This window comes from Clostridium sp. TF11-13AC (genome assembly GCF_003481065.1).
In the GTDB taxonomy this organism is placed as follows: domain Bacteria; phylum Bacillota; class Clostridia; order Lachnospirales; family Lachnospiraceae; genus Otoolea; species Otoolea fessa.
In genome coordinates this window covers 20,651-47,437 of sequence record NZ_QUKJ01000011.1, presented here as the reverse complement: position 1 = coordinate 47,437, position 26,787 = coordinate 20,651, and the positions used below count along the sequence as shown (strand labels likewise).

Genomic DNA, 26,787 nt, shown 5'->3' with positions numbered 1-26,787 from the left:
ATTACCCATAAGTATATTGTAGTAGTGATAAGGAAATAGTGACCGGAAATACGGGATATCAGGCATGGTGGAGCAGAGAGTATGAGGTCCATGTTTAATAAGGAGTTCTTTAAGTGTTCCCAGTTTACGCACATTAACAGATGTACTTTTTCCCTCGTTATTAATATAGCTTTTTGCAATATAAAAAGACTCCGAATTTTTTTGACACAAAAAAAAGCAGGTTCTATGCGGCCTGCAAGGTATTTTTCTATTATTCAACGGTCAAACTCCCGGAGACGGCAGAAGTATGGAAATGCAAGCCTGTATTTATTGACAGAACCTATGAAATACGGTAGAATCAACCTTAAAAAAGAGTAATCCCCTACATGGGGAGATAGGAGTTGAGTTTTTTGAGTTCTGGTGATGGGATACAGCTATTGATTTTGATACTTCTGCTTTTGATGTCGGCTTTCTTTTCTTCGACGGAGACGGCGCTGACGACGGTCAACAAGATCCGGGTGCGGACGCTGGCGGAGAATGGCGATAAGCAGGCAGAGTATGTATTGAAGATCATAGAGGATCCGAGCAAAATGCTGAGTGCGATTCTGATCGGCAACAATGTGGTAAACCTGTATGCGTCTTCTCTTGCGACGGTTCTTGCCACCCACATCTGGGGTAACAAGATCGTAGGGATTGCGACGGGCATTCTGACGCTTTTAATCCTGATTTTCGGCGAGATCACGCCGAAGACGGTTGCGACGATACAGGCTGAGCGGATTGCATTTCGGTTCGCTAAAATCATTTATTATATCATGACGGTGCTGACACCGGTCATTTTTGTGGTCAACCAGCTCTCGTTTTTAGTGTTGAAGCTGCTTCGCGTGGATGTGAAGGCAAAGGGCGAGTCCATCACGGAGGATGAGCTGCGGACGATCGTGGAGGTCAGCCACGAAGAGGGCGTCATCGAGTCCGAAGAGAAGAAGATGATCAACAATGTGTTTGATTTTGGGGACGCCGTGGCGCGCGATGTCATGCTTCCGAAGGTCAACATGACGTTTGTGGACGTGGATGCGACGTATGACGAGCTGATGGAGGTATTCCGCAGTGAGAAATACACGCGTTACCCGGTCTATGAGGAGACGACGGACAATGTCATCGGTGTTCTGAACATCAAGGATATTTTCTTAAAAGGCGGGGAAGAGGGCTTTTCTGTCCGGAAATATCTGCGGAAACCTCTCTATACATATGAGTTTAAGAAGGTTGCTGAGCTGATGCGCGAGATGCGGAAAGCAGCGATCAGCATCGTGATCGTGCTCGACGAGTACGGTTCGACGGTCGGTCTTATCACGCTGGAAGATATGCTGGAGGAGATTGTCGGAGATATCCGGGACGAGTACGATGGAGACGAGGAAAAGTCCATACAGCGCATCGCCCCGCGGGAATACATGGTAGACGGTTCGGTCAAACTTGACGATCTGGATGAACGCCTGAATCTGGAACTCCAGTCAGACGAATATGATTCCATTGGCGGACTGGTGATCGGACTTTTGAACCATCTTCCACAGGAAAAAGAAGAGGTTGTGGTGGAAAACGTCCGCCTCGTCGTCGAATGTGTGGATAAGAACCGGATCGATAAGATTCATCTGTACCTGTTAAGCCCGTCGGAGGCGGCGTTAGCTAAACATACCGCCGATGGTGCCGCTTCCGGCGCAGAGGGCGAAGGAAAGCAGCAGGGATGAGGCAGTCTCCTTGAGGGACTGTCGGATCGCAAAAGACAGGGCTAGAAAAATAAGAAAATAAAGGGCGCCGGCACAGAATCCCCAGAGGAACCGGCGCCTTTTTGCTTTCTTTCCGGCGACGAGTCCTGCCAGAAAGCAGGCGAGAATGTAGATGCCGCGCACTCCTAGCGTGATTTCCTTTTCACCCCACTGAAACCGGTACATCCCAAACGCGAGCAGAAGCAGAAAGACAGCGGTTGCCGCGTAGGAGAAGAGGGAAGAACGGAGCAGAATCTGGATAGCTGATTTTTCCATGATAAAATACCTGTGTGCATTCTTTTTCTATTCGTATGAACAAAGAAGGACAAATATGCCTGCAGAATGAAACATTGTTACAAACAAGCGTTACTGTTCACGCATACGTGCCCAGTAACGGAATTTGCCGTGGCTTCGCATCTCAATACGGCAAATTCCTGCTGCCACCACGTTTTCTTACGGCACTTTCGGTTCCAAAAGTGCCTACCCGTGAACAGTTCCAAAAAAGCCGGAATCTGTGAGAAACACGGTAAATTGAAATGCTTGCACAAGCGGGCAACATATGATATAATCTGTAGGACTTTATATACTAAAAAAATGAAGGAGGACATAGAGATGAAACACGTAAAGACACTGAGCGCAAGCACACTGAAGAACAGCATGAAGAAAGGCGGCTGCGGCGAGTGCCAGACATCCTGCCAGTCTGCATGTAAGACATCCTGTACTGTAGGTAACCAGAGCTGCGAGAACCAGAACCGCTAATTGGCAGTACAAAACAAATGAGGCGTTTTCTGATAAATCAGAGCTTTTCATGAGTGGGAGAGCTGGAGTCTGAGAAAACGCAGAGTTGACACAGGGAGGCAGACAAGACGGAGCGCGGTCCGAGGAGAGGACTGCATATGTTCCGGGTTGTCTGCCTGCCTATGTCTTATAGAAGGAGAAAGACAGTGATTCATCAGTATATAAATAATGGATATTATATCGTACTGGATGTCAACAGTGGCTCCGTCCATTCGGTCGATCCGCTTCTGTACGATGTGATTTCCTTTTTATCGGAGCGGATTCCGGATAGCGAGAAGCCGTTTCAGATTGCCCAGTCCCTGAAAGACGAGACGGCGGCAGCATTAAAAGAGAAATACAGCCAGGAAGAGATCAGAGAGGCGTTTGAGGACATTCAGGAGCTCATCGATCAGGAAGAACTCTTTACCGCTGACATTTACAAAAACTTCGTTATGGATTTCAAGAAGCGCCAGACGGTTGTCAAGGCACTCTGCCTGCATATCGCGCATGACTGCAACCTTGCCTGTCAGTACTGCTTTGCAGAAGAGGGCGAGTATCATGGACGCAGAGCGCTGATGACATTTGAGGTCGGCAAGAAAGCGCTGGATTTCCTGATTGCCAATTCTGGAAACCGCCGGAACCTGGAAGTCGATTTCTTCGGCGGCGAGCCGCTGATGAACTGGCAGGTGGTTAAACAGTTAGTCGAGTACGGACGTTCCCAGGAAGAGGCGCACAACAAGAAATTCCGTTTCACACTGACCACCAACGGCGTTCTGTTAAACGATGAAATTATGGAATTCTGCAACCGCGAGATGTCAAACGTCGTGCTCAGTCTGGATGGACGAAAAGAGGTCAACGACAAGATGCGCCCATTCCGCAACGGAACCGGAAGCTACGACCTGATCGTGCCGAAGTTCCAGAAATTTGCAGAGAAGCGCGGAGACCGCGATTATTTCGTGCGTGGTACCTTCACACACAACAACCTGGATTTTGGCAAAGATGTTCTGCATTTTGCCGATCTTGGATTCAAGAAAATGTCGGTTGAGCCGGTCGTAGCACCGGATGAAGAGCCTTACGCGATCAAAGAGGCGGATCTTCCGCAGATTCTCGAGGAATATGACCGTCTGGCAGCAGAGTATGTCAAGAGACACAAAGAGGGACGCGGCTTCACGTTCTTCCACTTTATGCTTGATCTGACACAGGGACCGTGCGTGGCAAAACGTCTGTCCGGATGCGGTTCAGGAACTGAGTATCTGGCAGTTACCCCGTGGGGCGACCTCTATCCGTGCCATCAGTTTGTAGGAAACGAAGATTTCCTGCTCGGCAACGTGGATACGGGCGTGACCAACACGGCAGTCCGCGACGAGTTCAAGCTCTGCAATGTCTATGCGAAAGACAAATGTCGGGATTGCTTTGCCAGATTTTACTGCAGTGGCGGCTGTGCGGCCAATTCCTACAACTTCCACGGTTCCATCACGGATGCGTATGATATCGGGTGCGAGATGCAGAAAAAACGTATCGAGTGCGCGATCATGATAAAAGCTGCTCTTGCAGACGGCTCTGACGAGTAGAGAACAAGGAGAGAGAGGAATGAAGAACAAAAAAGGAAAAAGCTTCCTGGGGATGCTGCTCCTTCTGATTGCCATCGGCGTATTCGGCTATTTCGGCTATTCGACGATGAATCAGATCAAGCTGGGTCTTGACCTGGCTGGCGGTGTCAGCATTACCTATCAGGCGAAAGAAGAAAATCCGTCTTCCGAGGATATGGCGGATACGATCTACAAGCTCCAGCAGCGTGTACAGAATTACAGTACCGAGGCGGAGGTTTACCAGGAGGGTAATAACCGTATCAACGTAGATATTCCGGGTGTATCGGATGCCAACGCGATTCTGGAAGAGTTAGGAAAACCGGGTTCCCTGATTTTCGTGGACTCTGAAGGAAATCAGATCCTTGATGGTAAACAGGTTGCCAGCGCGAAAGCCGGCATGACCGAGGATAAGGCGACCGGTTCCAAGGCGTATGTCGTTTCTCTGACCTTTACCGAGGAAGGTAAACAGGCATTTGCTGAGGCGACCACGAATGGCGTCGGAAAACCAATTTATATCATTTATGATAACCAGATTATTTCTGCTCCGACCGTCCGTGAGGCGATCACAGGCGGACAGTGCCAGATCGACGGCATGGCGGATTATGAAGAGGCAAATAATCTTGCGTCCACGATCCGTATCGGTTCCCTGTCCCTGGAGCTGGAAGAGCTGCGTTCCAACGTAGTTGGCGCGAAGCTGGGCCAGGAGGCGATCTCCACCAGCTTAAAGGCAGGTCTGATCGGATTTGCCATTGTCATTGTATTTATGATTGCCGTATATCTGCTTCCGGGTCTGGCTGCATCTCTGGCTCTGTGCCTGTATGTCGGTCTGATCCTGATCCTGTTAGTTGCATTTGAGGTGACTCTGACGCTTCCGGGCGTGGCTGGTATCATCCTGTCGATTGGTATGGCGGTGGATGCGAACGTTATCATTTTCACCCGTATCAAAGAGGAGATCGGTCTGGGAACATCCGTCAAGAATGCGATCAAGGCAGGTTTCGCCAAGGCACTTTCCGCGATCATCGACGGAAACGTAACCACCCTGATTGCGGCAGCGGTTCTGTTCTGGAGAGGTTCCGGTACCGTCAAGGGCTTTGCGGCGACGCTGGCAATCGGTATCGTGCTTTCTATGTTCACGGCGCTGTTTGTAACCAAATTTGCCCTGAACTGCTTCTATGAGATGGGCTTTGAGGATGCGAAATTCTACGGATGCCGCAAGGATATGAAGACGCGTCCGTTCCTGAAATTCCGCAAGCTTTACTTTGCTCTGTCGCTCGTGATCATTCTGGCAGGCGTCGGTAGCATGGTTCACAATCAGTCTTCGATGGGTGTGCCGCTCAACTACAGCATGGAGTTCAGAGGCGGTACTTCTACAAACGTTACCTTTAACGAGGATATGTCTCTGGAAGATATTTCCTCCCAGGTGGTTCCGGTGGTAGAAAAGATTACCGGCGAAGCTGGCACACAGACCCAGAAGGTAGCCGGAAGCAACGAGGTTATCATCAAGACACGTACCCTGAACATGGACGAGCGCGAAGAGTTAAACCAGGCGCTGGCGGATCAGTTTGGTGTGGATAAAGAGAAGATCACAGCCGATAGTATCTCCGGTGCAGTCAGCCAGGAGATGAAGCGCGATGCGATTGTGGCGGTTACGATTGCGACGATCTGCATGTTGATCTACATCTGGTTCCGTTTCAGCAATATCACGTTCGCGGCGGGCGCGGTTCTTGCCCTGATGCACGATGTACTGGTTGTCCTGACCTGCTATGCGATGCTGCGCTGGTCGGTTGGTTCGACGTTCATCGCCTGCATGCTGACGATTGTCGGTTACTCAATCAACGCGACGATCGTTATCTTCGACCGTATCCGTGAGAATATGAAGCTTCTGGGCAATAAAGAGTCCGCTGAGACGATCGTCAACACCAGTATCAGCCAGACCCTGACGCGAAGCATCAACACGACGCTGACGACCTTCGTCATGGTCCTGATTCTTTACATTCTGGGTGTATCTTCCATCCGTGAGTTTGCTCTTCCGCTGATGGTAGGTCTGATCTGCGGTACGTATTCGTCCGTATGCCTGTCCGGCTCTGTCTGGTATGTGCTGAATAAAAAGCGCATGGAGAAGAATGCCAAACCGGCTGGCAAGAAGGCAAAGGCAGAGAAGTAAAAAGTATAGGAAAAAAGATGGAATACAAGATTTTATACAAAGATGGCCGCGCAAAACGCGCGGAAATGAAAACGGTCCACGGAACCATCCAGACGCCTGTTTTCATGAATGTCGGCACGGTGGCGGCGATCAAGGGCGCGGTTTCGACCGATGATCTCCGCACGATCGGCACGCAGGTGGAACTTTCCAATACCTACCACCTCCATGTCCGTACCGGCGACAAGCTGATCCGACAGTTTGGCGGTCTGCACAAATTTATGAACTGGGATCGCCCGATCCTCACGGATTCCGGCGGATTTCAGGTGTTTTCCCTGGCGGGACTGCGGAAGATTAAAGAAGAGGGCGTTTATTTTAACTCCCACATCGATGGTCACAAGATTTTCATGGGACCGGAGGAAAGTATGCAGATTCAGTCCAACTTAGGTTCGACGATCGCGATGGCATTTGATGAGTGCCCGCCGAGTCTTGCCGATCGGGACTATGTACAGAAATCAGTGGAGCGCACGACGCGCTGGCTGGCGCGCTGCAAGGATGAGATGGCACGCCTCAATGCACTGCCGGATACGGTCAACCGGGAACAGCTCCTGTTTGGTATCAATCAGGGTGCGATTTACGAGGATATCCGTATCGAACACGCGAAGGAAATCAGCAAAATGAACCTCGATGGCTATGCGGTCGGAGGTCTGGCAGTTGGCGAGAGCCATGAGGAAATGTATCGGATTCTGGATGCAGTCGTTCCGCACCTGCCGGAGGACAAGCCGACTTATCTTATGGGCGTTGGAACACCGGCAAACATCCTGGAAGCGGTAGACCGGGGCGTCGATTTCTTTGACTGTGTGTACCCGTCCCGGAATGGACGCCACAGCCATGTATACACGAACCATGGCAAATTAAATCTCCTGAACAGCAAATATGAGCTGGATCCGCGCCCAATCGAGGAAGGCTGCGGCTGCCCGGCATGCCGTTCTTACTCCCGCGCATATATCCGCCACCTGTTTAAGGCGAAGGAAATGCTGGGGATGAGATTATGCGTCTTGCATAATTTGTATTTTTATAATAAAATGATGGAAGAGATTCGCGACGCGATCGAACATCACTGTTATGCTGAGTATAAAGCAAAGAAACTTGCAGGCATGATGGGTGAATCGAACTAAAGGAGGAAATATACCACATGAGCAGCACAAGCGGAATGATCGTTTACCTTGTATTTATCATTGCCATCTTCTATTTTATGGCAATCCGTCCACAGTCCAAGGAAAAGAAAAAACAGGCAGAACTGATGGCAACCGTAGCAGTAGGCGACAGCGTTCTGACATCCAGCGGCTTCTACGGCGTGATTATCGATATGACCGATGATACTGTAATCGTAGAGTTCGGAAGCAACAAGAACTGCCGCATCCCGATGCGTAAGGATGCAATCGTTCAGGTTGAGAAACCGGAAGTCTAAGAAGAACGGTAAGAAAGTGAGAGGATCGCAGCTCCCGATGGGGGCGGCGGTCCTTTTTTTGTGTAACAGGAAATTCCTTGGAATTCCCTATTACACAAAAAGGCACTAACGTGCCAATGATGCGCACTCGCGCGAAGCAGAAACATGTCGCAAGCGACCGCGCTCGGCGCGAGAATGTGCCAAGGCACATTCTTTTTTATTTTACAGATAACCCCAGGTTATAGAATAAATTCCAAATTACTATATGGGGAATACCGGTTTTCCTTCGTCAGAAGATTGCAAAATAGGACGGAATCCGATATGATAAAAAGTAACCGTTTGAAACAAGGGAGGTATTTTATTATGAATTGCAATATTACTGTGATTCCGGGCGACGGAATCGGACCGGAGATTGTGAGAGAGGCATGCGGCGTGCTGGACAAGGTGGGCGCCGTCTACGGTCATACATTTAATTATACAAAAATCCTGATGGGCGGCTGTTCCATCGACGAGTACGGCGTACCGCTGACCGATGAGGCACTGGAGACCGCGAAAAAGAGTGATTCCGTCCTGCTCGGTGCAGTCGGCGGCAACGTGGGAAATTCCCGCTGGTACGATGTAGCTCCGAACCTGCGTCCGGAGGCCGGTCTTCTTGCCATCCGTAAAGGTCTGGGACTGTTCGCGAATATCCGCCCGGCATACCTCTACAAAGAGCTGGCAGATGCCTGCCCGTTAAAGAAAGAGATCATCGGCGACGGCTTCGATATGGTTATCATGCGTGAGCTGACCGGCGGTCTGTACTTCGGTGACCGTTACACGAAGGAGATTGATGGCGTGACGACCGCGGTAGATACCCTGACCTACAATGAAAATGAGATCCGCCGGATCGCAATCAAGGCATTCGATATCGCGATGAAGCGCCGCAAGAGCGTTATTAGCGTCGATAAGGCAAACGTACTGGATTCCTCCCGCCTGTGGAGAAAGGTAGTCGAGGAAGTTGCTAAAGATTATCCGGAAGTTACCCTGACCCATATGCTGGTTGATAACTGCGCGATGCAGCTTGTCATGAATCCGGGACAGTTCGACGTGATCCTGACTGAGAACATGTTTGGCGATATCCTTTCTGACGAGGCAAGCATGATTACCGGCTCCATCGGTATGCTGTCTTCGGCCAGCTTAAACGAGGGCAAATTTGGTCTCTACGAGCCGAGCCACGGTTCCGCACCGGACATCGCGGGCAAGGACATCGCAAACCCGATCGCAACTATTCTTTCCGCAGCGATGATGCTCCGCTATTCCTTCGATCTGGATAAGGAAGCAAAAGCCATCGAGGATGCCGTACAGCAGGTACTGACCGAGGGCTACCGTACCGTGGATATCATGGCGGATGGCTGCAAGCAGGTTGGAACCGTTGAGATGGGCAGGCTGATCTGTGAGAGAATTAAATAGAAAGATTGCAAAAATTTCATAAATGCGATAAAATCAAAGATAAACGTAAAAACCGCCCCTGTCACCAGGGGCGGAGGTCGTCGAAAGAGATAGAAGGAGACGAAAAGATGAAAAGTGATGCAGTAAGAAAAGGGATGCAGCAGGCACCTCACCGTTCTTTGTTTAATGCACTCGGTATGACGGAAGAGGAGATGAACAAACCTCTCGTCGGTATCGTAAGTTCTTATAATGAGATTGTTCCGGGACACATGAACCTGGACAAGATTGTAAATGCCGTGAAGCTGGGTGTAGCGATGGCTGGCGGCACACCGGTTGTATTTCCGGCGATCGCAGTCTGTGATGGTATCGCTATGGGACATGTCGGCATGAAATATTCTCTGGTTACCCGTGATCTGATCGCAGATTCCACCGAATGTATGGCGCTGGCACATCAGTTCGATGCGCTGGTTATGGTTCCAAACTGTGATAAAAACGTACCGGGACTTCTGATGGCAGCAGCCCGCGTCAATGTACCGACTGTATTTGTCAGCGGCGGTCCGATGTTAGCCGGTCATGTAAAGGGACAGAAGAGAAGTCTTTCCAGCATGTTCGAGGCAGTTGGTTCCTACGCAGCAGGCACCATGACGGAAGAAGATGTGAAAGAATTCGAATGTAAGGTCTGCCCGACCTGCGGTTCCTGTTCCGGTATGTACACCGCCAACAGCATGAACTGCTTAACAGAGGTACTCGGCATGGGCCTTCAGGGCAACGGTACGATCCCGGCAGTTTACTCCGAGCGAATCAAACTGGCAAAACACGCTGGTATGAAGGTTATGGAGATGTATGAGAAAAACATCCGTCCGAGAGATATTATGACAGAAAAGGCATTTTTAAATGCACTGACCGTGGATATGGCACTCGGATGTTCTACCAACAGTATGCTGCATCTTCCGGCGATTGCACATGAGGCAGGCGTAGACCTGAACATGGAGCTGGTCAATGAGATGAGCAAGCGCACCCCGAACCTGTGCCATCTGGCACCGGCAGGTCCGACCTATATGGAGGATCTGAACGAGGCAGGCGGCGTGTATGCGGTTATGAATGAGCTGTCCAAGAAGAACCTTCTGAATCTGGACTGCATGACCGTAACCGGCAAGACCGTTGGCGAGAATATCAAGGGCTGTGTCAACAAGAATCCGGAGGTTATCCGACCGATCGACAATCCGTACAGCCAGACTGGCGGTATTGCGATCCTGAAAGGAAACCTGGCACCGGATACAGGCGTTGTAAAACGTTCTGCCGTTGCACCGGAGATGCTGGTACATCAGGGACCAGCGCGTGTATTTGACTGTGAGGAAGACGCGATTGCAGCGATCAAGGGCGGCAAGATCGTGGCTGGCGATGTTGTTGTCATCCGTTACGAGGGACCGAAGGGCGGTCCGGGCATGCGTGAGATGCTGAACCCGACTTCTGCCATCGCAGGTATGGGACTTGGTTCCAGCGTAGCTCTGATCACAGACGGACGTTTCTCCGGCGCATCCAGAGGTGCATCCATCGGACACGTTTCTCCGGAGGCGGCAGTCGGCGGACCGATCGCGCTGGTTGAGGAAGGCGATATTATTTCCATCGATATCAACAATAACTCCCTGAACGTACTCGTATCCGACGAGGAGCTGGCAGAGAGAAGAAAGAAATGGCAGCCGAGAGAACCGAAGGTTACGACCGGATACCTGGCACGTTACGCAGCGCTTGTAACAAGCGGAAACCGGGGCGCAATCCTGGAGGTTCCGAAGACACAGAAGTAATCATTGCGGGCTTCAGACAGGTGCTTTTGAGACGGAAAGTACTGCTTGATGCCAAAAGGCAGTGGATGGGACGATTTATCAGGCTGCCCCTACGGAGAGCTTGACAGCGCGACAGACGCTTTCGGAAGCTTTGCGGGGATATGTACTCTCGGAGTTTTTCAGCCCCGCTTTTGCGGTTGATGAAAGCCCGGGAGTATATGCATTTAAAATGGTTTAAGGAAGGAAAGCAGGTTAGACAGATGAAGACATTGACAGGAGCAGAGATTGTCATTGAATGCTTGAAAGAGCAGGGGGTAGACACGGTGTTCGGTTATCCGGGCGGCGCGATCCTCAACATTTATGATGCACTTTATAAACACAAGGATGAAATCACCCATATTTTGACCTCTCATGAACAGGGAGCGTCCCACGCGGCAGACGGCTACGCGAGAGCAACCGGCAAGGTCGGTGTGTGTATGGCGACATCCGGTCCGGGAGCTACGAACCTGGTTACGGGTATTGCAACAGCTAACCTGGATTCCATTCCGATGGTAGCCATCACCTGTAATGTAACGACAGGCCTTCTTGGAAAAGACAGCTTCCAGGAGATCGACATTCTGGGTGTTACCATGCCGATCACGAAATATAATTTTATCGTAAAGGATGTCACGAAGCTGGCAGATGTGATCCGTCGTGCGTTCGTGATTGCTAAGAGTGGCCGTCCGGGTCCGGTTCTGGTGGATATCACCAAGGATGTGACGGCAGCGGCCTGCGAGTACGAGCCGAAGGAACCGCAGCCGATCGAGCGCGAGACAGAGCTGATCCGTGAGGAAGACATGGAAAAGGCGATCGAGATGATCAAGGCGGCGAGAAAACCGTTTATTTTTGTCGGCGGCGGTGCAGTGGCGTCAGATGCTGCCAATGAATTAAGTGCATTTACACATAAAATTCAGGCACCGGTGGGTGACAGCCTGATGGGTAAAGGTGCATTTGACGGAACCGATGTCCTTTATACCGGTATGATCGGTATGCACGGAACCAAGACATCCAACCTCGGTGTGGCAGAGTGCGATCTGCTGATCGTTGTAGGCGCGCGTTTCAGTGACCGTGTTGTGGGCGATCCGAACCATTTTGCAACCAATGCAAAGATTTTACACATAGATATCGATCCGGCGGAGATCAACAAAAATATACAGACCGATGCGAGCATTATTGGCGATGTCAAGATTATTCTGCGTAAGTTAAACGCGCGTCTGGATCCGATGAACCATGACGAGTGGCTGAGTCACATTGAGCGTCTGAAAGATATGTACCCGCTCCGCTACAATAAGGAAGTTCTGACCGGTCCGTATATCATGGAAGAGATCTACAAGGTAACCGGCGGCGATGCGATCATCTGTACCGATGTCGGACAGCATCAGATGTGGGCGGCACAGTATTATAAATACAAACGTCCGAGACAGCTTCTGACCTCCGGCGGTCTGGGCACCATGGGCTACGGTCTGGGTGCAGCGATTGGTGCGAAGATGGGCTGTAAGGATAAGACGGTTATCAATATTGCCGGAGACGGCTGTTTCCGTATGAACATGAACGAGATTGCGACGGCAACTCGCTACAATATTCCGGTTATCGAGGTTGTATTTAACAACCATGTTCTGGGTATGGTGCGCCAGTGGCAGACCCTGTTCTATGGAAAACGCTATTCCCAGACGGAGCTTTACGATCAGATGGATTTCGTCAAGGTGGCAGAGGGCATGGGCGCGAAAGCATACCGTATCACGAAGAAAGAGGATGTGGAGCCGGTGCTGCGCGAGGCGATCAGCTTAAATATCCCGGTTATGATCGAGTGCCAGATCGGCAGCGATGACAAGGTATTCCCGATGGTTCCGGCTGGAAAACCGATCGAGGAAGCGTTTGATGAGATTGACTTACGCATCGAATAGTTGTAAAATGGGGGCTATTATCACATTTTTGTGTAAGACAGGAGGAGATTTATTATGAGCAGAGTCTATAACTTTTCGGCAGGTCCGGCAGTGCTTCCGGAGGAGGTACTGAGAGAGGCAGCGGCAGAGATGCTGGATTACCAGGGAAGCGGTATGTCCGTCATGGAGATGAGCCACCGCTCCAAGGATTTCCAGGCCATCATTGATGATGCAGAGAAGGATCTGCGCGAATTGATGCAGATTCCGGACAATTACAAAGTATTATTCGTACAGGGCGGCGGCAATATGCAGTTCGCCATGGTTCCGATGAACCTGTTCAAAAATAAGGTGGGGGATTACATCATCACCGGACAGTGGGCAAAGAAAGCATATCAGGAGGCAAAGATGTTTGGTACCGCCAACGCGATTGCATCCAGCGCTGACAAGACCTTTTCCTACATCCCGGATTGTTCGGACCTTCCAGTGGATGAGGACGCAGATTACGTGTATATCTGCTTAAATAACACTATTTACGGAACCGTATACCACGAGCTTCCGAACACCAAGGGCAAGACACTGGTAGCAGACATCTCCTCCTGTTTCCTGTCAGAGCCGCTGGATGTGAGTAAGTTTGGTATTCTCTGGGGCGGTGTCCAGAAGAACGTAGGTCCGGCTGGTATGGCGATCGTCATCATCCGCGAGGATCTGATCACTGAGGATGTTCTTCCGGGAACACCAACCATGCTGCGCTACAAAACATACGCAGACAATGACTCTCTGTACAACACACCGCCTACATACACCATCTATATGTGCGGCAAGGTATTTAAATGGCTCAAGAAAATGGGCGGTTTAAGTGCCATGAAGGAGCGCAACGAGAAGAAGGCGAAGATCCTTTACGATTTCCTCGATGAGAGCAAGCTCTTCAAGGGTACTGTTGAGAAAAAGGATCGTTCCCTGATGAATGTACCGTTCATCACCGGCGATGCAGATCTGGATGCCCTGTTTGTCAAGGAAGCCAAAGAGGCAGGCTTTGTGAACTTAAAAGGTCACCGTACCGTCGGCGGTATGCGTGCCAGCATCTACAACGCAATGCCGATCGAGGGCGTTGAGAAATTAGTTGCTTTCATGCGTGAATTTGAGAAAAAACATACAAATTAGTCAATTTTAAAATTTATGCCATTGCTGCGGCGAAAGGGAGGGGGAATCCGTTCCTTTCTGCTGCAGCAGTGGACTTTTTAAAACAAAAACAGCCCGCGTATGGGAAGATTTGAAATTTTGAAAGAAAAGAGAGTTAAAAAATGAGAAAAATCCATTGCCTGAACCCGATTTCCAAGCTGGGAACCGGTTTACTGACCGAAAATTATGAGATGACTGACAACCTGGCGGAGGCAGAGGGCATTCTGGTCCGCAGTGCTGCTATGCATGATCTAGAACTTCCGAAGGGACTGCGTGCCGTTGCACGTGCCGGAGCGGGCGTCAACAACATTCCGCTTGACAAGTGTGCGGAGGCTGGTGTTGTCGTATTCAATACACCGGGCGCTAATGCAAACGGCGTCAAAGAGCTGGTGCTGGCTGGCATGCTGCTGGGAGCCAGAGACGTAGTCGGCGGCATCGACTGGTGCAAGGAGCAGAAGGACAATGAAAATATTTCCAAAGATATGGAGAAGGCGAAAAAGAAATTTGCCGGTCATGAGATCCGCGGCAAAAAGCTTGGCGTTATCGGACTGGGCGCCATCGGCGCAGAGGTTGCAAACGCAGCTGCAGCGCTTGGCATGGAAGTATACGGCTATGACCCGTTCATTTCTGTCAAAGCAGCGTGGATGCTTTCCAGAGACGTAAAGCACATCACATCTGTTGATACGATCTATCAGGAATGCGATTACATCACCGTTCATGTACCGCTGCTTGACAGCACCCGCCAGATGATCAACAAAGACAGCCTGGGACAGATGAAGGACGGCGTGGTTATCTTAAACTTTGCGCGTGACCTTCTGGTAAATGACGACGATATGGCAGAGGCGCTGGCTTCCGGTCGTGTAAAACGCTATATCACCGATTTCCCGAATGCAAAAGTAATGCAGATGCCGAACGTCATCGCAACCCCACATCTGGGCGCATCCACAGAAGAATCCGAGGATAACTGTGCCGTGATGGCAGTCAAAGAGCTGATGGATTACCTGGACAATGGTAATATCAAGAATTCCGTCAACTTCCCGAATTGCGATATGGGCGTGTGCACAACCGTAGGTCGTCTTGCACTTCTTCATAAGAACGTGCCGAACATGATCGGACAGATTTCCTCGATCCTGGCATCGACTGACATGAACATCGCAAACATGACGAACAAGAGCCGTGATAAATACGCTTATACGCTGGTTGATCTGGAGACCAAGGCAGACGCGGCGACGATTGAGAAGCTGAAAGCTATTCAGGGTATGATGCGCGTGCGCGTGATCAAATAATAAGTTTTATTGAAAACAGCCGGAGAAAGTGCGGTTTTGGGTGCACCTTTTCCGGCTGTATTTTTATGGATTGCAGAATGTTTTTATTGAAGAATCTCTGCATGGCTTTTTAACGTGATAATTATATGTATATATTGGTGAGAAACTGTCAGTGGCGGGTTATATTAAGCGACAGGATTGACTTGGTAAGAAAACTTTGTCATGGGGTGGAAAATTGATCGATACTAGGATCTTTCATTTCATAAACACGCGTCCATTCTTTGGTGCCTTCTTTCTTGACGGTCTCGGAGCGGTTTATCGCCAGAAAACGGATCAGTTCATAGCAGTCAATCCAGATTTCGTTGTTTCCTTCTTTCTGGGATTCGTCAAAAATGAGCTGCAATCCGAAATGCAGGTGCGGTTCAGCGATGTTGTTGGTGTTTTCAGTGCTGCTGTAGCCGGTGTGCCCGAGATAACCAATCACGTCCCCGGCGGTGACAAGGCTGCCCTCTTTTAGGTTTGACTGGTAGGGGTAGTCTTTGCGTAAATGTGCATAATAGTAGTATCGTTTCCCGTCAAAGCTGCGGATGCCGATGCGCCAGCCGCCGTACTGGTTCCAGCCGAGCGCCTCGACGCGCCCGGATTCCACAGCAATCACAGGCGTTCCCGTCTGCCCCATCATATCATGCCCGAGATGCCGTCTCCGGTAACCGTAGCTGCGGGAGACACCGAAATCGTCATAGTGGCTGTAGGGAAAGTTTTTCGCTAGTGGGAGAAACGCTTTCAGACCATATTTGGTAACCCAGACTTTTTCCTCACCGGAGGGAGTCAGGGGGACAGCGTCGGGATCGGAGAGAGTGGGGGCTGGGGTTTCGAGAGAAGTTTGTGTGTTGGATGAGGCTGAAGTTTCTGGTGAAGCTTGACTGGCTGAGTCGATTGTGTCTGTACCAGTTGTGGTTGCTGTTGTTGGTGGTGGTGTCGTTGCGTAGGAAGTATTGGCAGCCGGATCCCCTTCCTGTATCTGCGCGTCCGCCAGTGCAAAAGCCGGTGCTTCCGATTTCGGAATCTCAATTTCATACAGTCCGACCATTCCATCCAGAACCGCGCCGTAAGCCTCACGATAATAGGCAAAAGAGGTCATATTTTTCGTCAATTCTTCCACTGTAACGCCATTTTGGAGCTGTTCGGCAGCTTCCGTCATATCGGACGCCTGATAATGCGAAAAATCGCCCCCGTAGCGCGCCCCCAGGTAGGCGAGCAGATCGACCCAGTTCAGGTGGAGATCCTGCTGGCAGGTATCAACATCATAGCGGAACGCCTGTGTCATGGCGTCGGCGGTCACATCGAAATCCACCCAGCGGATAAAATGTTCCGACGCATTCCCGACCGTGACCTGACGGCTGTTCGGACGCTGGAAGGACCAGCTGACAAAGAGCGCCGCAATGGCGCAGATTTCCAGTGCAATGATAACAGAACTTCGTTTCAAGACAGATCCCTCCTGTGCGATAGTATTTAAATGCGAAGCCACGGCAAATTCCGTTACTGGGCACGTATGCGTGAACAATAACATTTTTGCAATCTGATAAGATTGTATGAGAGGATGGGAGAAAGTATGAGTCCATCTTTGGAAAAATTATGAGAAAAAGCGTTTGAGGCGAGGAAAAAGGATGGGCTGATTCAGGCAAACAGATTATACAAACAGATTATATCAGAGAGAAAAGTGATAGAAAAAATAGAAGAAAATAATAGATGACCTGCAGAGAAATAAAAAAGAGAGTAAATCATATATACAAGGAGGTACATGAAATGGAAAAGAAGGAAGAAAAGAAAAAGCCGTCCGGCTCATTCTCAGAAGTCTGGGACAAGCGCGGACAGGAGACGGATGCAGCCAATGATTTCCGGAAGAAAATCGAGATGGAGATCACCGAGGCACGCCCGGGCTATGCAGTTGGAGAGATTGTATTGAAACCGTGGCATATGAATATCTTAGGTATCGTGCACGGCGGCGTCCTGTATTCACTGGCGGATACCGTGGGCGGCACCGCAGCGATGACCGGGCGCGACTACGCAGTCCCGACCGTGGATGGCACGATCCATTATCTGAAAGCTGGAAAAAACACATCTAAAATCATCGCCCGGGCGCAGGAAATACAGAATGGTTATGCATTTTCGGTGTGCGAATGCAAGATTTATGATGATAAGGAGACGCTGCTGGCATCGGCGACGATGACGTATTATCATTTGAGGAAGAGGTAGAGCTGCAAGATACAATCACAGCTCTATCACACTCCCATCCTCCGGTACCAGCAAATTCCCATGATAATAGGCTTCCCCTTCAGCGCGGTACAAAGCAGCGCGTTCCGGATAAGTCTTATCTTCAGTGTGCCACAGAATCAAATGCCGCGCACCGAGGCGTTCGGCGAGTTCGCAGGCATCTTTGACGGTGCTGTGGTGTTTTTCATAAGGGGAGAAGATTTCCCGGTCACGGTAGAGGCAGAAGGCTTCGTGGAAGAGCCAGTCGGCGCCTTTGGCAAATTCTTCGCAGAGCGGGTTCAGCGGTTCGTCGCCCGGGCAGCAGACGATCTTGCCGTCTGGCAGCACAGCGCGGAAGCCGAACTGGCGCGCCTTGGTCGAATGAATGTCAAAGAAGGTGACCTCCATATCGAGAATCTGCCGGGTTTCTCGGTCAGAAATCGGGATGAGCTGGATCGGATCGCCGATCAGGTCGCAGAATTTCTTCTGGAGTGTCAGGCGGCAGAAGGTCTGAATCGTGTCGATCAGGCCGTCGTGGCAGTAAATATGAAAAATTCCCTCATAATTTCCCTTTTTGATGGCAGTGCCAATCATCCGGATCATCCAGATCACGCCGAGAATGTGGTCGGTGTGTTCGTGTGTCACGAAGAGATGATGGATGCGGTTTAATGGAACCTGCATTTCTTCCAGAATCCGCAGGATGCCATTGCCGCCGCCGGCGTCTGTCATGAAATATTCCTCGCCGGAGCGGATGGCGAAGCAGGTATTATAATAACGTGTCATCGTGGCGTTGCCGGTGCCAAACACGTAGAGAGTGTGTGGTTCTGTCATGAATGTTCCTCCTGTATTTATGTATGGAAAAAAATGTTTCTGTTCACGGGTAGGCACTTTAGGAACTGAAAGTGTCGAAAATATATTTTGACCCTGATCTGAATCTATGCTACTATAAATCTATCAAAAAGGCAAATGCAATGTAGATAATGTGCTGTTTACCCAAAGCGAGCGCGACGATAACGAGTCACGACAATATCCGGGCAGACAGCGCAGTTTGGGAGCTGATAACATGAGGGATTTAGCATATTTGAAGCTGCTTTCGCGGGAGTATCCGAATATCCGGGCGGCGGCGAGTGATATTATTAATTTACAGGCAATCTGTGGACTTCCGAAGGGCACGGAATATTTTTTCAGTGACCTGCACGGTGAGCATGAGGCGTTTATTTATCTGCTCCGCAGTTCGTCGGGTATTATCCGGGAGAAGATCCGCGAGACATTTGGACATATTATTTCGGAGGAGGACGAGGTACGGCTGGCGAACCTTATCTATTATCCGGAAAAAATGATCAATCAGATCAAACAGGCGAACGAATACACGGAGGACTGGCAGAAGACGGCGGTCTACCGTCTGGTGCAGATCTGCCGGGAGGTTTCGTCGAAATACACCCGTTCCAAGGTGAGAAAAAAGATGCCGAAGGAATTTTCGGGTGTGATCGATGAGCTTTTATATGTCGATAATACCGATGACAATAAGACGGAGTATTACAGCGAACTCATCAATACCCTGATTGACGTCCGGGTGGCGGACAGCTTTATTGTCGTGATCTGCAGCCTGATCCGGAGTCTGACGATCGATAATCTTCATATCTTGGGCGATATATTTGACCGTGGTCCGAGACCAGATATCATTCTGGAGGAACTGATGCATTTCCATGATGTGGATATCCAGTGGGGCAATCATGATATTTCGTGGATGGGCGCGGCGACGGGCAACCGGGCGTGTATCTGCAATGTTTTGCGTATGGCGCTCGGTTACAATGGATTTGATGTATTGGAGGACGGCTACGGAATTAACCTGCGCCCGCTGTCGATGTTTGCGGAGCGCGTGTACCGGGACGATCCGTGTACCTGTTTTCTGCCGCAGATTCTTGACAAAAATATTTACGATGCAGTGGATCCGAAGCTGGCGGCGAAGATGCACAAGGCGATCGCGGTGTTACAGTATAAGGAAGAGGGGCAGATCATCAAGCGCCATCCGGAGTACGGGATGGAAGAGCGGATACTTCTGTCAGCGATTCGTTATGACCGCGGCACGGTCACGATCGATGGAAAAGAGTATCCGATGCGCGACATGAATTTCCCGACGGTGGATCCGGCGGATCCGCTGCGGCTGACGGACGAAGAGGAAGAGCTGCTTCACACGCTGGAGCTGTCGTTCCGCCACAATGCGCGGCTGCATGAGCATGTCCGTTTCCTATATTCCAACGGAAGCATGTATAAATGCTGCAATTCCAACCTGCTCTATCACGGCTGTATCCCGATGACGGAGAATCGGGAATTTGACGGTCTGATGGTGGGCGGCAAGATGTACCGCGGCAAGGAATTGATGGATTTTATTGACACACAGGTTAAAAATGCCTATTTTCTTCCAGAGGACGCGCCGGAGAAGGAGGCGTGCCGCGATTTTATGTGGTATCTGTGGAATGGTGCGAAATCGCCGGTATTTGGAAAGGACAAAAACCGCAGCTTTGAGCATTATTTCATCGAGGATCCGGAAGTGATGAGAGAGACGATGAACCCGTATTACCAGCTCAGTGAGGAAGAAGAGACCTGCGATATGATTTTGAAGGAATTTGGGCTTCCGACGAAGGGCTCGCATATCATCAACGGGCATATGCCGGTGAAGATTAAGAGTGGAGAGACACCGATCCGGGCTGGCGGCAAGCTCTTCATCATTGACGGCGGGCTGTCGAAAGCCTACCAGGAGCGGACGGGAATCGCCGGATATACGTTGATTTTCAATTCGCACCATCTCGCGCTTGCGGAACACAAGCCATTTGACCCGGAGCGCGAGCGGACGCCGAAGGTATATATTGTGGAGAAAATGCAGAAGCGCATCACAGTGGCGGATACCGATGAGGGCAAGGAGCTGGCGGGCCGCATCGAGGATCTGAAAGAGCTCTTGAAAGCGTACCGGAGCGGACTTTTGAAAGAGCGCGTACGCTGAGGCAGTTGAAAGGGACGGGAACTGGAAGCTTGTTTCTTTCGGCTGGGTGAAACGGAAGAAACGGGACGGTTTGAGGAATAAGGAGACAAGATGAGAAAGACAGAGTTTTTACAGGAGCTTCGGGAGGCGCTGGACGGCGAGGTTTCGGCTTCAGTCATCCAGAGCAACATAAGCTATTACGATCAGTATATCAGCCAGGAGGCGGCGAAAGGGCGCAGGGAGGAAGAAGTGATCGAGGAGATCGGCAGCCCACGCCTGATTGCGAAAACCATTATCGACAGCAGCGAGGGCGCCGGGGAGACCGGCCAGGGCGGTTCGTACACTTCGGGAAACGCTGCCGGGAGCGGGCGCACAGCGTCCTCCTACAACGGCGGTTTTTCGGAGCGGGACGACAGCGGTCTGCCGCCGAACTTCCATTACATTGATTTGAACAAATGGTACTGGAAGGTGATTCTCAGCGTGGTGGTTATCGCGATCTTATTTGTGCTGTTTGCACTGGTCGGAGGTATTTTCACCATCCTGATTCATCTGGCGGGACCGATTCTTCTGATTTGGCTGATCTATACATTTATTAAGAATATTTGGAAATAGAAAAGAACCCCTGCCGCCGGCTGTGAGGGATGACCGGAGCGGGGGTTCTTTTCTTGTTTTCTCGCAAACATATGGAGGTTTATTGAGTTGAAAAATGTTGTATTATGGAACATTTCAGAGGGAGTTTCCATAATACAAAAAAAGCACTTGTCATGCCGTCTTTGGCAAACAAATGCTTTTTAGCTGGGCTACAAGGATTCGAACCTTGAAAATGACGGAGTCAGAGTCCGTTGCCTTACCATTTGGCGATAGCCCAATGAATTGAACGATTTGTATTATACTGTAAGGGAACAGATTCGTCAACTACTTTTTTCGCTTTTTTGATAATTTTTTTTGTTTGGGCGGCTGCTGTGGCAGAAACCGCGCCATGCGTCCGGCAAATTCTGCAATATTCTGGGTCTGTAAGTAGACAACGTGGTTCGAATCGGATATAATGAGTTTCATGACAGAATGTTAAGGCAGTATAGGACGAAACGGCAGATGGCGGATGCGCGGAGATGGTGCGGAGAGCCGGAAGCCGGAAAGGAAAAGAGAGCGATATGTATACATTTGACAGCCGGGTCCGGTACAGTGAGACGGATGAAGAGGGAAATCTTTCTGTGGTGGGAATCATGAATTATCTTCAGGATTGTTCGACGTTCCAGTCGGAGGATCTGAAACTCGGGATTTCCTATCTGAATGAGGAAAAACGGGCGTGGTGGCTGAGCGGATGGCAGATAGAGATTCTCAGACAGCCGCATTTTGGCGAGCGGATCCGTATTTCGACCTGGCCGTATGGGTTTAAGGGAATCTATGGCTACCGGAATTTCACGATCGAGGATGAGATGGGAAACCCGCTGGTGCGGGCGGATTCGACCTGGTTTTACTACGATCTGGAAAAAGGATGCCCGGTGCGGGTGCCGGAAAGCCAGTTGGAGGGCTACCAGATTGAAGATAAACCGCTTGCAATGCCGCCAGCGCCGAAGAAAATCCGCCTGCCTGAGACGTATGAGACGGAGGCGCCGGTCACGGTGGAACGCCATCATCTCGATACGAACCGGCACGTGAACAATGCACAGTATGTGGCGATTGCGCGTGAATTGCTGCCTGTGGACTTTGCACTCGGAGAACTGCGGGTGGAGTACCGGAAGGCGGCAGTGCTTGGGGATGTGATGTACCCGAAGCTGGCGCAGGTGCCGGAAGGATACGTGGTATCGCTGCAGGATGCGGAAGGTCAGGTGTATGCGAATTTGTGGCTGGCAAAGACTGGTTTGTAAAGAGTTTGTATGTAGCAGTGAAGAAACTGAATCATTGCAGCCGAAGAAAGATTCGGCGTGGATTGTCTGCCAGTGAATGAAAAATGCAACCGTTAAATAAAAAAAGAGATCGGCAGAAAAGAGAGGACGAATGACATGATTGAACTGGGAAGAGTACAGGAACTGATGGTAGTGCGGGAGAAAAACTTCGGCGTGTATCTGGGACAGAAGAAAGATGACGCGGCGGCGGTCCTGCTTCCGAAGAAACAGGTGCCGGAGGGCACAAAAGTGGGCGATAAGCTCAAGGTATTTATTTATAAAGATTCCGAGGATCGCCTGATTGCGACGACCTCGATGCCGAAGCTGGAACTGGGCGGGATGGCGGTTTTGAAGGTCAAGGATGTATCGAAGATCGGCGCCTTTCTCGATATGGGGCTGGAAAAAGATCTGCTGCTCCCGTTTAAAGAGCAGGTATATCCGGTTCGCGCCGGGGAAGAGTGCCTGGTAGCGCTGTATATCGATAAGAGCGGTCGTCTGGCGGCGACGATGAAGGTATATTCGTATCTTTGCAGTGATGCGCCGTACAAGAAGGACGAGTGGACCGAGGGACGCGTCTATGAGATCAATGAAAATCTGGGCGTGTTCGTGGCAGTGGCAGACCGCTATTTCGGTCTGATTCCGAACCGTGAGCTGTATGGAAAATGCCGTCTGGGCGAGGTTTTAAAGGTACGCGTGACGAAGGTGCGCGAGGATGGAAAAATGGATTTGAGCCTGCGCGAGGTGGCGTACCGTCAGATGAATGCGGATGCCGAGGCGGTGCTGGCACGTCTGAAAGAAAAAAACGGCGTTCTGCCGTTCAATGACCGCGTGGAGCCGGAGATTATCCGCCGCGAATTTAATCTAAGCAAAAACGCGTTCAAGCGTGCGGTTGGACACCTTTTAAAAGAAGGAAAAGTAGAGGTAAACGAAGATTCTATCCGTTTAAAATAAAAGACAAAGGAGAGATTTGACATGAAGAAAGTAATCAGCACAACCAATGCACCGGCAGCGATCGGCCCGTATTCCCAGGCAATCGAGGTAAATGGAATGGTATTTGCATCTGGTCAGATTCCGGTCAATCCGGCAACCGGCGAGATCCCGGAGGGAATCGAGGCTCAGGCAGAGCAGGTTTTAACCAATGTAAAGAATCTTCTGGCGGCAGCAGGTGCTTCCATGGAGCAGGTTGTAAAGACCACCGTATTTATCCAGAACATGGATGATTTTGGAAAAGTAAATGAAATCTATGCGAAATATTTCGAGGGTGCATGCCCGGCACGTTCCTGCGTCGAGGTATCTAAACTTCCGAAGGGCGTCCTGATGGAGATGGAAGCGATCGCAGCAAAATAAGAATGAATCGCATATTTGGAAAATTTCGCCGGAAAAACAAGTTCCAGTCTGTGAAAATCCCGGCGTGTGAGGGCAAAATGACGAAAAAATTCACTTTTTTTCGTCCGCCCTCTTTTTTTTTTCGTCACTTTGCTTTAAAATAAAGGGAAAGATCTGTCCAAGATTCAGATGGGGAACGGTTATAGTCCACAGGCACAGATTGCCGGAGGGGTAACAAACGGGTTTGGGGAATGACAGGTTGAAAGACCCGGAAACACAGCTGGACGGAGGATAAAAGAAAAGGAGAGAGGAATATGATTTCGAACCAGATACTCCAGACAAACATTGAGGGGTTAAAAGGAATTACGCGTGTCGATCTCTGTATCTGTGATACGGAAGGCAAGGTGCTGGCATCCACATTTACTGGCGCTGAGGAATATGAGAGTGCAATTCTGGCTTTCGTAGACTCTCCGGCGGACAGCCAGGTGATACAGGGATATCAGTTTTTCAAGGTGTTTGACGATCACCAGTTAGAATATATACTTCTTGCCAAGGGCGGAAGCGACGACGTATACATGGTCGGCAAGATGGCGGCATTTCAGGTTCAGAACCTGCTGGTAGCTTATAAGGAGCGCTTTGACAAGGACAATTTTATCAAGAACCTGCTGCTTGACAACCTGCTTCTGGTTGACATTTATAACCGTGCGAAGAAGCTGCACATCGAGACGAACGTCAAGCGGATCGTATTTATCATCGAGACGCAGCATGAGAAGGATGTGAATGCACTTGAGACCGTCCGCAGCCTGTTCTCGACCAAGACGAAGGATTTCATCACGGCAGTGGATGAGAAGAACATTATTCTAGTCAAGGAAGTGAAGCCGGGCGAGACGTACGACGATCTGGAAAAGACAGCCACATCGATCGTAGATATGCTCAATACCGAGTCCCTGACACGTGTCAGCGTGGCATTCGGTACGATCGTCAACGAGATCAAGGATGTATCGCGTTCTTATAAAGAGGCGAAGATGGCGCTGGATGTAGGAAAGATTTTCTACAGCAGCAAAAATGTGGTCGCATACAGCAAGCTGGGAATCGGACGTCTGATCTATCAGCTGCCGCTGCCGCTGTGCCGGATGTTTATCAAGGAAATTTTTGATGGCAAATCGCCGGATGAGTTTGATGAGGAGACTCTTACGACAATCAACAAGTTCTTCGAGAACAGCCTGAACGTATCAGAGACTTCCCGACAGCTTTACATCCACCGCAATACACTGGTATACCGCCTGGATAAGCTCCAGAAGAGCACGGGATTGGATCTGCGGGTGTTTGAGGATGCGATCACATTTAAGATTGCCCTGATGGTTGTAAAATATATGAAATACATGGAAAACCTGGATTATTAAGCCAAATTGCTGTGGCGGGGAGGAAGATTGCCTTTGCCGCAGCAATTTCATTTGGAGAATTGAAAAAGAGGATTTACGCATGATAGAGGTTAAAAATCTCACCAAGACGTACAAGACGGGGAATAAAGCCTTAAAGGGAATCAATATTCAGATTCAGGACGGCGAGTTTGTTTTCATCATGGGACGAAGCGGTTCCGGCAAATCGACGCTTTTAAAGCTTCTTTTGAAGGAGCTGGAGCCGACTTCCGGCCAGATTATCGTCAACGATATGGATCTGGAAAAGATGCCGAGACGCTACATCCCGAAGTACCGCAGACGGCTGGGAATGGTGTTTCAGGATTTCCGTCTGTTGAAGGATAAGACGGTATATGAAAATGTCGCGTTTGCACAGCGGGTCATCGGTGTGTCGTCCCGTGAGATCAAGAAAAATGTGCCGGAAATGCTCCGGCTGGTAGGGCTTTCTTCAAAATATAAAGCATACCCGAACCAGCTCTCGGGCGGCGAGCAGCAGCGTGTTGCGATTGCCCGTGCGCTGATCAACTCGCCGGAGATACTTCTGGCGGACGAGCCGACGGGAAACCTGGATGTACATAATTCCATGGAGATCATGGAGCTTCTGGAGGAGATAAACCGGCGCGGGACGACGGTGCTTGTGGTAACACACAGCCGGGAGATCGTAGCAGAGATGGGAAAACGTGTGATCACGCTGACGCGCGGCGTGCTGACGGGAGATCAAAAAGGCGGTATCTGGCATGAAAATTAGTACATTGATTTACTGCACCAAGGAGGGCATGCGCAATATCATCCGGAATATCTGGTTTTCACTGGCGTCGGTGGCGATTATTTCGGCATGTATTTTCCTGTTCTGTATGTTTTTTGGCTTGATTGCCAACGTACAGTATATGGTGCGGAATGCAGAATCTACAGTAGGAATCACGGTTTTCTTCAATGAAGATATGAGTGAGGACGATATACAGAAAATCGGGGATGAGATACGCGCCCGCGATGAGGTCAAGGAAGTAAAGTATGTTTCTGCCGAGGAGGCATGGGAGAATTTTAAGAAAGAATATTTTAAGGGAGTCGAGAATCTGGCAGAAGGATTTGCGGATGACAACCCGTTAGCCGGTTCGGCGTCCTACGAGATCTATCTGAAAGACATTGACATGCAGGATGACATGGTTGCATGGCTTGGCACGGTGCAGGGAATCCGGAAGATCAATTATTCGAGTGATACGGCGTCCGGGCTTTCGAGCTTCAACAAGATGCTGGGACTTTTGTCGGCGGTGATCATCGCTATTCTGCTGGCAGTTGCTATCTTCCTTATCAGCAATACGATCACGACGGCAGCTGCATTTAGACGGGAGGAAAACCGGATCATGCGCCTGATCGGTGCGACGAATTTCATGATCCGTGCGCCGTTCGTTGTACAGGGTGTGATGATCGGTCTGGTTGGCGCGCTGATTCCGCTGGCGATCACGTATTTTCTGTACCGCCAGGCGGTTGTATATATGATGGAACGGTTTGATATCTTGTCGAACCTGATTGAATTTATCCCGATTCAGACCATTTTCCCGAGCATGGTAGCCGTGGCGATGGCGCTGGGCGTGGGAATCGGTTTTGTCGGAAGTTTCTTTACGATCCGCAGACATTTAAAGGTGTAAGAAACATT

At 50.1% G+C, this 26,787-nt stretch carries 23 protein-coding genes and 1 tRNA gene; 20 read left to right on the top strand and 4 right to left on the bottom strand.

Annotated elements, in window-relative coordinates; all coding sequences use genetic code 11:
* Window positions 1-389: 389 nt before the first annotated feature.
* Entirely contained in the window at window positions 390-1,718 is a 1,329-nt protein-coding gene (locus tag DXD12_RS14645; protein WP_107001466.1) for a hemolysin family protein, read from the top strand.
* Here the strand turns inward: DXD12_RS14645 and DXD12_RS14640 are convergent.
* Window positions 1,653-2,012 carry a TIGR04086 family membrane protein gene (locus tag DXD12_RS14640; RefSeq protein WP_107001467.1) on the bottom strand — a complete coding sequence of 120 codons (360 nt, stop codon included), beginning with the start codon at window positions 2,010-2,012 and terminating at the stop codon, window positions 1,653-1,655. The genes DXD12_RS14645 and DXD12_RS14640 overlap by 66 nt on opposite strands.
* 336 nt (window positions 2,013-2,348) lie before the next feature.
* Between DXD12_RS14640 and scfA the strand changes: the two genes are divergently transcribed.
* The 10 genes from scfA (at window position 2,349) to DXD12_RS14590 (ending at window position 15,291) form a co-directional block, all read left to right on the top strand.
* Entirely contained in the window at window positions 2,349-2,495 is a 147-nt protein-coding gene (gene scfA, locus DXD12_RS14635) for a six-cysteine ranthipeptide SCIFF (RefSeq protein ID WP_022359867.1), read from the top strand.
* Window positions 2,496-2,680: 185 nt separating this feature from the next.
* Window positions 2,681-4,084, top strand: coding sequence for a thioether cross-link-forming SCIFF peptide maturase (gene scfB, locus DXD12_RS14630; protein WP_107001519.1), 1,404 nt, complete (start codon window positions 2,681-2,683; stop codon window positions 4,082-4,084).
* A gap of 19 nt (window positions 4,085-4,103) precedes the next feature.
* Window positions 4,104-6,266, top strand: coding sequence for a protein translocase subunit SecD (secD, locus tag DXD12_RS14625; protein WP_117796027.1), 2,163 nt, complete (start codon window positions 4,104-4,106; stop codon window positions 6,264-6,266).
* A 17-nt stretch (window positions 6,267-6,283) separates the two neighbouring features.
* Entirely contained in the window at window positions 6,284-7,420 is a 1,137-nt protein-coding gene (tgt, locus tag DXD12_RS14620; RefSeq protein ID WP_022359869.1) for a tRNA guanosine(34) transglycosylase Tgt, read from the top strand.
* Between the two features lie 17 nt (window positions 7,421-7,437).
* A complete protein-coding gene (gene yajC / locus DXD12_RS14615) occupies window positions 7,438-7,713 on the top strand; it encodes a preprotein translocase subunit YajC (protein ID WP_022359870.1) in 276 nt (91 codons plus the stop codon).
* 342 nt (window positions 7,714-8,055) lie between these two features.
* A complete protein-coding gene (gene leuB / locus DXD12_RS14610; protein WP_117796026.1) occupies window positions 8,056-9,141 on the top strand; it encodes a 3-isopropylmalate dehydrogenase in 1,086 nt (361 codons plus the stop codon).
* Window positions 9,142-9,248: 107 nt separating this feature from the next.
* Window positions 9,249-10,925 (top strand): dihydroxy-acid dehydratase, encoded by a 1,677-nt coding sequence (ilvD, locus tag DXD12_RS14605; RefSeq protein ID WP_107001470.1) that lies wholly within the window; start codon window positions 9,249-9,251, stop codon window positions 10,923-10,925.
* A gap of 239 nt (window positions 10,926-11,164) precedes the next feature.
* The gene (gene ilvB, locus DXD12_RS14600) at window positions 11,165-12,847 is read left to right on the top strand and encodes a biosynthetic-type acetolactate synthase large subunit (protein ID WP_118638595.1); all 1,683 of its coding nucleotides are present in this window, start codon (window positions 11,165-11,167) and stop codon (window positions 12,845-12,847) included.
* Between the two features lie 54 nt (window positions 12,848-12,901).
* The gene (gene serC / locus DXD12_RS14595; RefSeq protein WP_118629249.1) at window positions 12,902-13,987 is read left to right on the top strand and encodes a 3-phosphoserine/phosphohydroxythreonine transaminase; all 1,086 of its coding nucleotides are present in this window, start codon (window positions 12,902-12,904) and stop codon (window positions 13,985-13,987) included.
* Between the two features lie 140 nt (window positions 13,988-14,127).
* Window positions 14,128-15,291 carry a phosphoglycerate dehydrogenase gene (locus DXD12_RS14590; RefSeq protein WP_022359875.1) on the top strand — a complete coding sequence of 388 codons (1,164 nt, stop codon included), beginning with the start codon at window positions 14,128-14,130 and terminating at the stop codon, window positions 15,289-15,291.
* Between the two features lie 199 nt (window positions 15,292-15,490).
* Here DXD12_RS14590 and DXD12_RS15700 read toward each other — a convergent pair whose 3' ends face one another.
* Window positions 15,491-16,756, bottom strand: a complete 1,266-nt coding sequence (locus DXD12_RS15700; protein ID WP_333549839.1) for a M23 family metallopeptidase — start codon at window positions 16,754-16,756, stop codon at window positions 15,491-15,493.
* Window positions 16,757-17,076: 320 nt separating this feature from the next.
* Here DXD12_RS15700 and DXD12_RS14575 point away from each other — a divergent pair, with 320 nt between their 5' ends.
* Entirely contained in the window at window positions 17,077-17,526 is a 450-nt protein-coding gene (locus DXD12_RS14575; protein ID WP_182427970.1) for a PaaI family thioesterase, read from the top strand.
* 15 nt (window positions 17,527-17,541) lie between these two features.
* On the opposite strand, the gene DXD12_RS14570 is transcribed toward DXD12_RS14575, so the two are convergent.
* On the bottom strand, window positions 17,542-18,354 hold the full coding sequence (locus tag DXD12_RS14570; protein ID WP_118638594.1) for an MBL fold metallo-hydrolase: 813 nt from the start codon (window positions 18,352-18,354) through the stop codon (window positions 17,542-17,544).
* 232 nt (window positions 18,355-18,586) lie between these two features.
* Between DXD12_RS14570 and DXD12_RS14565 the strand changes: the two genes are divergently transcribed.
* Both DXD12_RS14565 and DXD12_RS14560 read left to right on the top strand, forming a co-directional pair.
* Entirely contained in the window at window positions 18,587-20,524 is a 1,938-nt protein-coding gene (locus DXD12_RS14565; RefSeq protein ID WP_022359879.1) for a fructose-bisphosphatase class III, read from the top strand.
* 90 nt (window positions 20,525-20,614) lie between these two features.
* Window positions 20,615-21,115, top strand: coding sequence for a DUF1700 domain-containing protein (locus DXD12_RS14560; protein WP_118638593.1), 501 nt, complete (start codon window positions 20,615-20,617; stop codon window positions 21,113-21,115).
* A gap of 183 nt (window positions 21,116-21,298) precedes the next feature.
* On the opposite strand, the gene DXD12_RS14555 is transcribed toward DXD12_RS14560, so the two are convergent.
* Window positions 21,299-21,371 (bottom strand) — tRNA-Gln (locus DXD12_RS14555).
* A 283-nt stretch (window positions 21,372-21,654) separates the two neighbouring features.
* Between DXD12_RS14555 and DXD12_RS14550 the strand changes: the two genes are divergently transcribed.
* From DXD12_RS14550 to ftsX, 6 genes are all read left to right on the top strand, one after another.
* A complete protein-coding gene (locus DXD12_RS14550) occupies window positions 21,655-22,371 on the top strand; it encodes an acyl-ACP thioesterase domain-containing protein (protein WP_117796136.1) in 717 nt (238 codons plus the stop codon).
* Window positions 22,372-22,506: 135 nt separating this feature from the next.
* A complete protein-coding gene (locus DXD12_RS14545) occupies window positions 22,507-23,340 on the top strand; it encodes a S1-like domain-containing RNA-binding protein (RefSeq protein WP_118638592.1) in 834 nt (277 codons plus the stop codon).
* A gap of 21 nt (window positions 23,341-23,361) precedes the next feature.
* On the top strand, window positions 23,362-23,736 hold the full coding sequence (locus DXD12_RS14540) for a RidA family protein (RefSeq protein WP_118293414.1): 375 nt from the start codon (window positions 23,362-23,364) through the stop codon (window positions 23,734-23,736).
* Window positions 23,737-24,029: 293 nt separating this feature from the next.
* The gene (locus DXD12_RS14535; protein ID WP_107001479.1) at window positions 24,030-25,118 is read left to right on the top strand and encodes a helix-turn-helix domain-containing protein; all 1,089 of its coding nucleotides are present in this window, start codon (window positions 24,030-24,032) and stop codon (window positions 25,116-25,118) included.
* A 79-nt stretch (window positions 25,119-25,197) separates the two neighbouring features.
* Window positions 25,198-25,881 (top strand): cell division ATP-binding protein FtsE, encoded by a 684-nt coding sequence (ftsE, locus tag DXD12_RS14530; RefSeq protein ID WP_118638591.1) that lies wholly within the window; start codon window positions 25,198-25,200, stop codon window positions 25,879-25,881.
* On the top strand, window positions 25,871-26,779 hold the full coding sequence (gene ftsX, locus DXD12_RS14525) for a permease-like cell division protein FtsX (RefSeq protein WP_118638590.1): 909 nt from the start codon (window positions 25,871-25,873) through the stop codon (window positions 26,777-26,779). Before ftsE ends, ftsX begins: the two co-directional genes overlap by 11 nt.
* Window positions 26,780-26,787 lie beyond the last annotated feature (8 nt).

What these genes read in the sequence shown, in the direction of transcription:
- DXD12_RS14640 (WP_107001467.1), bottom strand. Translation starts at nt 2,012, where the DNA reads ATGGAAAAATCAGCTATCCAGATTCTGCTCCGTTCTTCCCTCTTCTCC.
- scfA (WP_022359867.1), top strand. Translation starts at nt 2,349, where the DNA reads ATGAAACACGTAAAGACACTGAGCGCAAGCACACTGAAGAACAGCATG.
- secD (WP_117796027.1), top strand. Translation starts at nt 4,104, where the DNA reads ATGAAGAACAAAAAAGGAAAAAGCTTCCTGGGGATGCTGCTCCTTCTG.
- tgt (WP_022359869.1), top strand. Translation starts at nt 6,284, where the DNA reads ATGGAATACAAGATTTTATACAAAGATGGCCGCGCAAAACGCGCGGAA.
- yajC (WP_022359870.1), top strand. Translation starts at nt 7,438, where the DNA reads ATGAGCAGCACAAGCGGAATGATCGTTTACCTTGTATTTATCATTGCC.
- leuB (WP_117796026.1), top strand. Translation starts at nt 8,056, where the DNA reads ATGAATTGCAATATTACTGTGATTCCGGGCGACGGAATCGGACCGGAG.
- ilvD (WP_107001470.1), top strand. Translation starts at nt 9,249, where the DNA reads ATGAAAAGTGATGCAGTAAGAAAAGGGATGCAGCAGGCACCTCACCGT.
- ilvB (WP_118638595.1), top strand. Translation starts at nt 11,165, where the DNA reads ATGAAGACATTGACAGGAGCAGAGATTGTCATTGAATGCTTGAAAGAG.
- serC (WP_118629249.1), top strand. Translation starts at nt 12,902, where the DNA reads ATGAGCAGAGTCTATAACTTTTCGGCAGGTCCGGCAGTGCTTCCGGAG.
- DXD12_RS14590 (WP_022359875.1), top strand. Translation starts at nt 14,128, where the DNA reads ATGAGAAAAATCCATTGCCTGAACCCGATTTCCAAGCTGGGAACCGGT.
- DXD12_RS14575 (WP_182427970.1), top strand. Translation starts at nt 17,077, where the DNA reads ATGGAAAAGAAGGAAGAAAAGAAAAAGCCGTCCGGCTCATTCTCAGAA.
- DXD12_RS14570 (WP_118638594.1), bottom strand. Translation starts at nt 18,354, where the DNA reads ATGACAGAACCACACACTCTCTACGTGTTTGGCACCGGCAACGCCACG.
- DXD12_RS14565 (WP_022359879.1), top strand. Translation starts at nt 18,587, where the DNA reads ATGAGGGATTTAGCATATTTGAAGCTGCTTTCGCGGGAGTATCCGAAT.
- DXD12_RS14560 (WP_118638593.1), top strand. Translation starts at nt 20,615, where the DNA reads ATGAGAAAGACAGAGTTTTTACAGGAGCTTCGGGAGGCGCTGGACGGC.
- DXD12_RS14550 (WP_117796136.1), top strand. Translation starts at nt 21,655, where the DNA reads ATGTATACATTTGACAGCCGGGTCCGGTACAGTGAGACGGATGAAGAG.
- DXD12_RS14545 (WP_118638592.1), top strand. Translation starts at nt 22,507, where the DNA reads ATGATTGAACTGGGAAGAGTACAGGAACTGATGGTAGTGCGGGAGAAA.
- DXD12_RS14540 (WP_118293414.1), top strand. Translation starts at nt 23,362, where the DNA reads ATGAAGAAAGTAATCAGCACAACCAATGCACCGGCAGCGATCGGCCCG.
- DXD12_RS14535 (WP_107001479.1), top strand. Translation starts at nt 24,030, where the DNA reads ATGATTTCGAACCAGATACTCCAGACAAACATTGAGGGGTTAAAAGGA.
- ftsE (WP_118638591.1), top strand. Translation starts at nt 25,198, where the DNA reads ATGATAGAGGTTAAAAATCTCACCAAGACGTACAAGACGGGGAATAAA.
- ftsX (WP_118638590.1), top strand. Translation starts at nt 25,871, where the DNA reads ATGAAAATTAGTACATTGATTTACTGCACCAAGGAGGGCATGCGCAAT.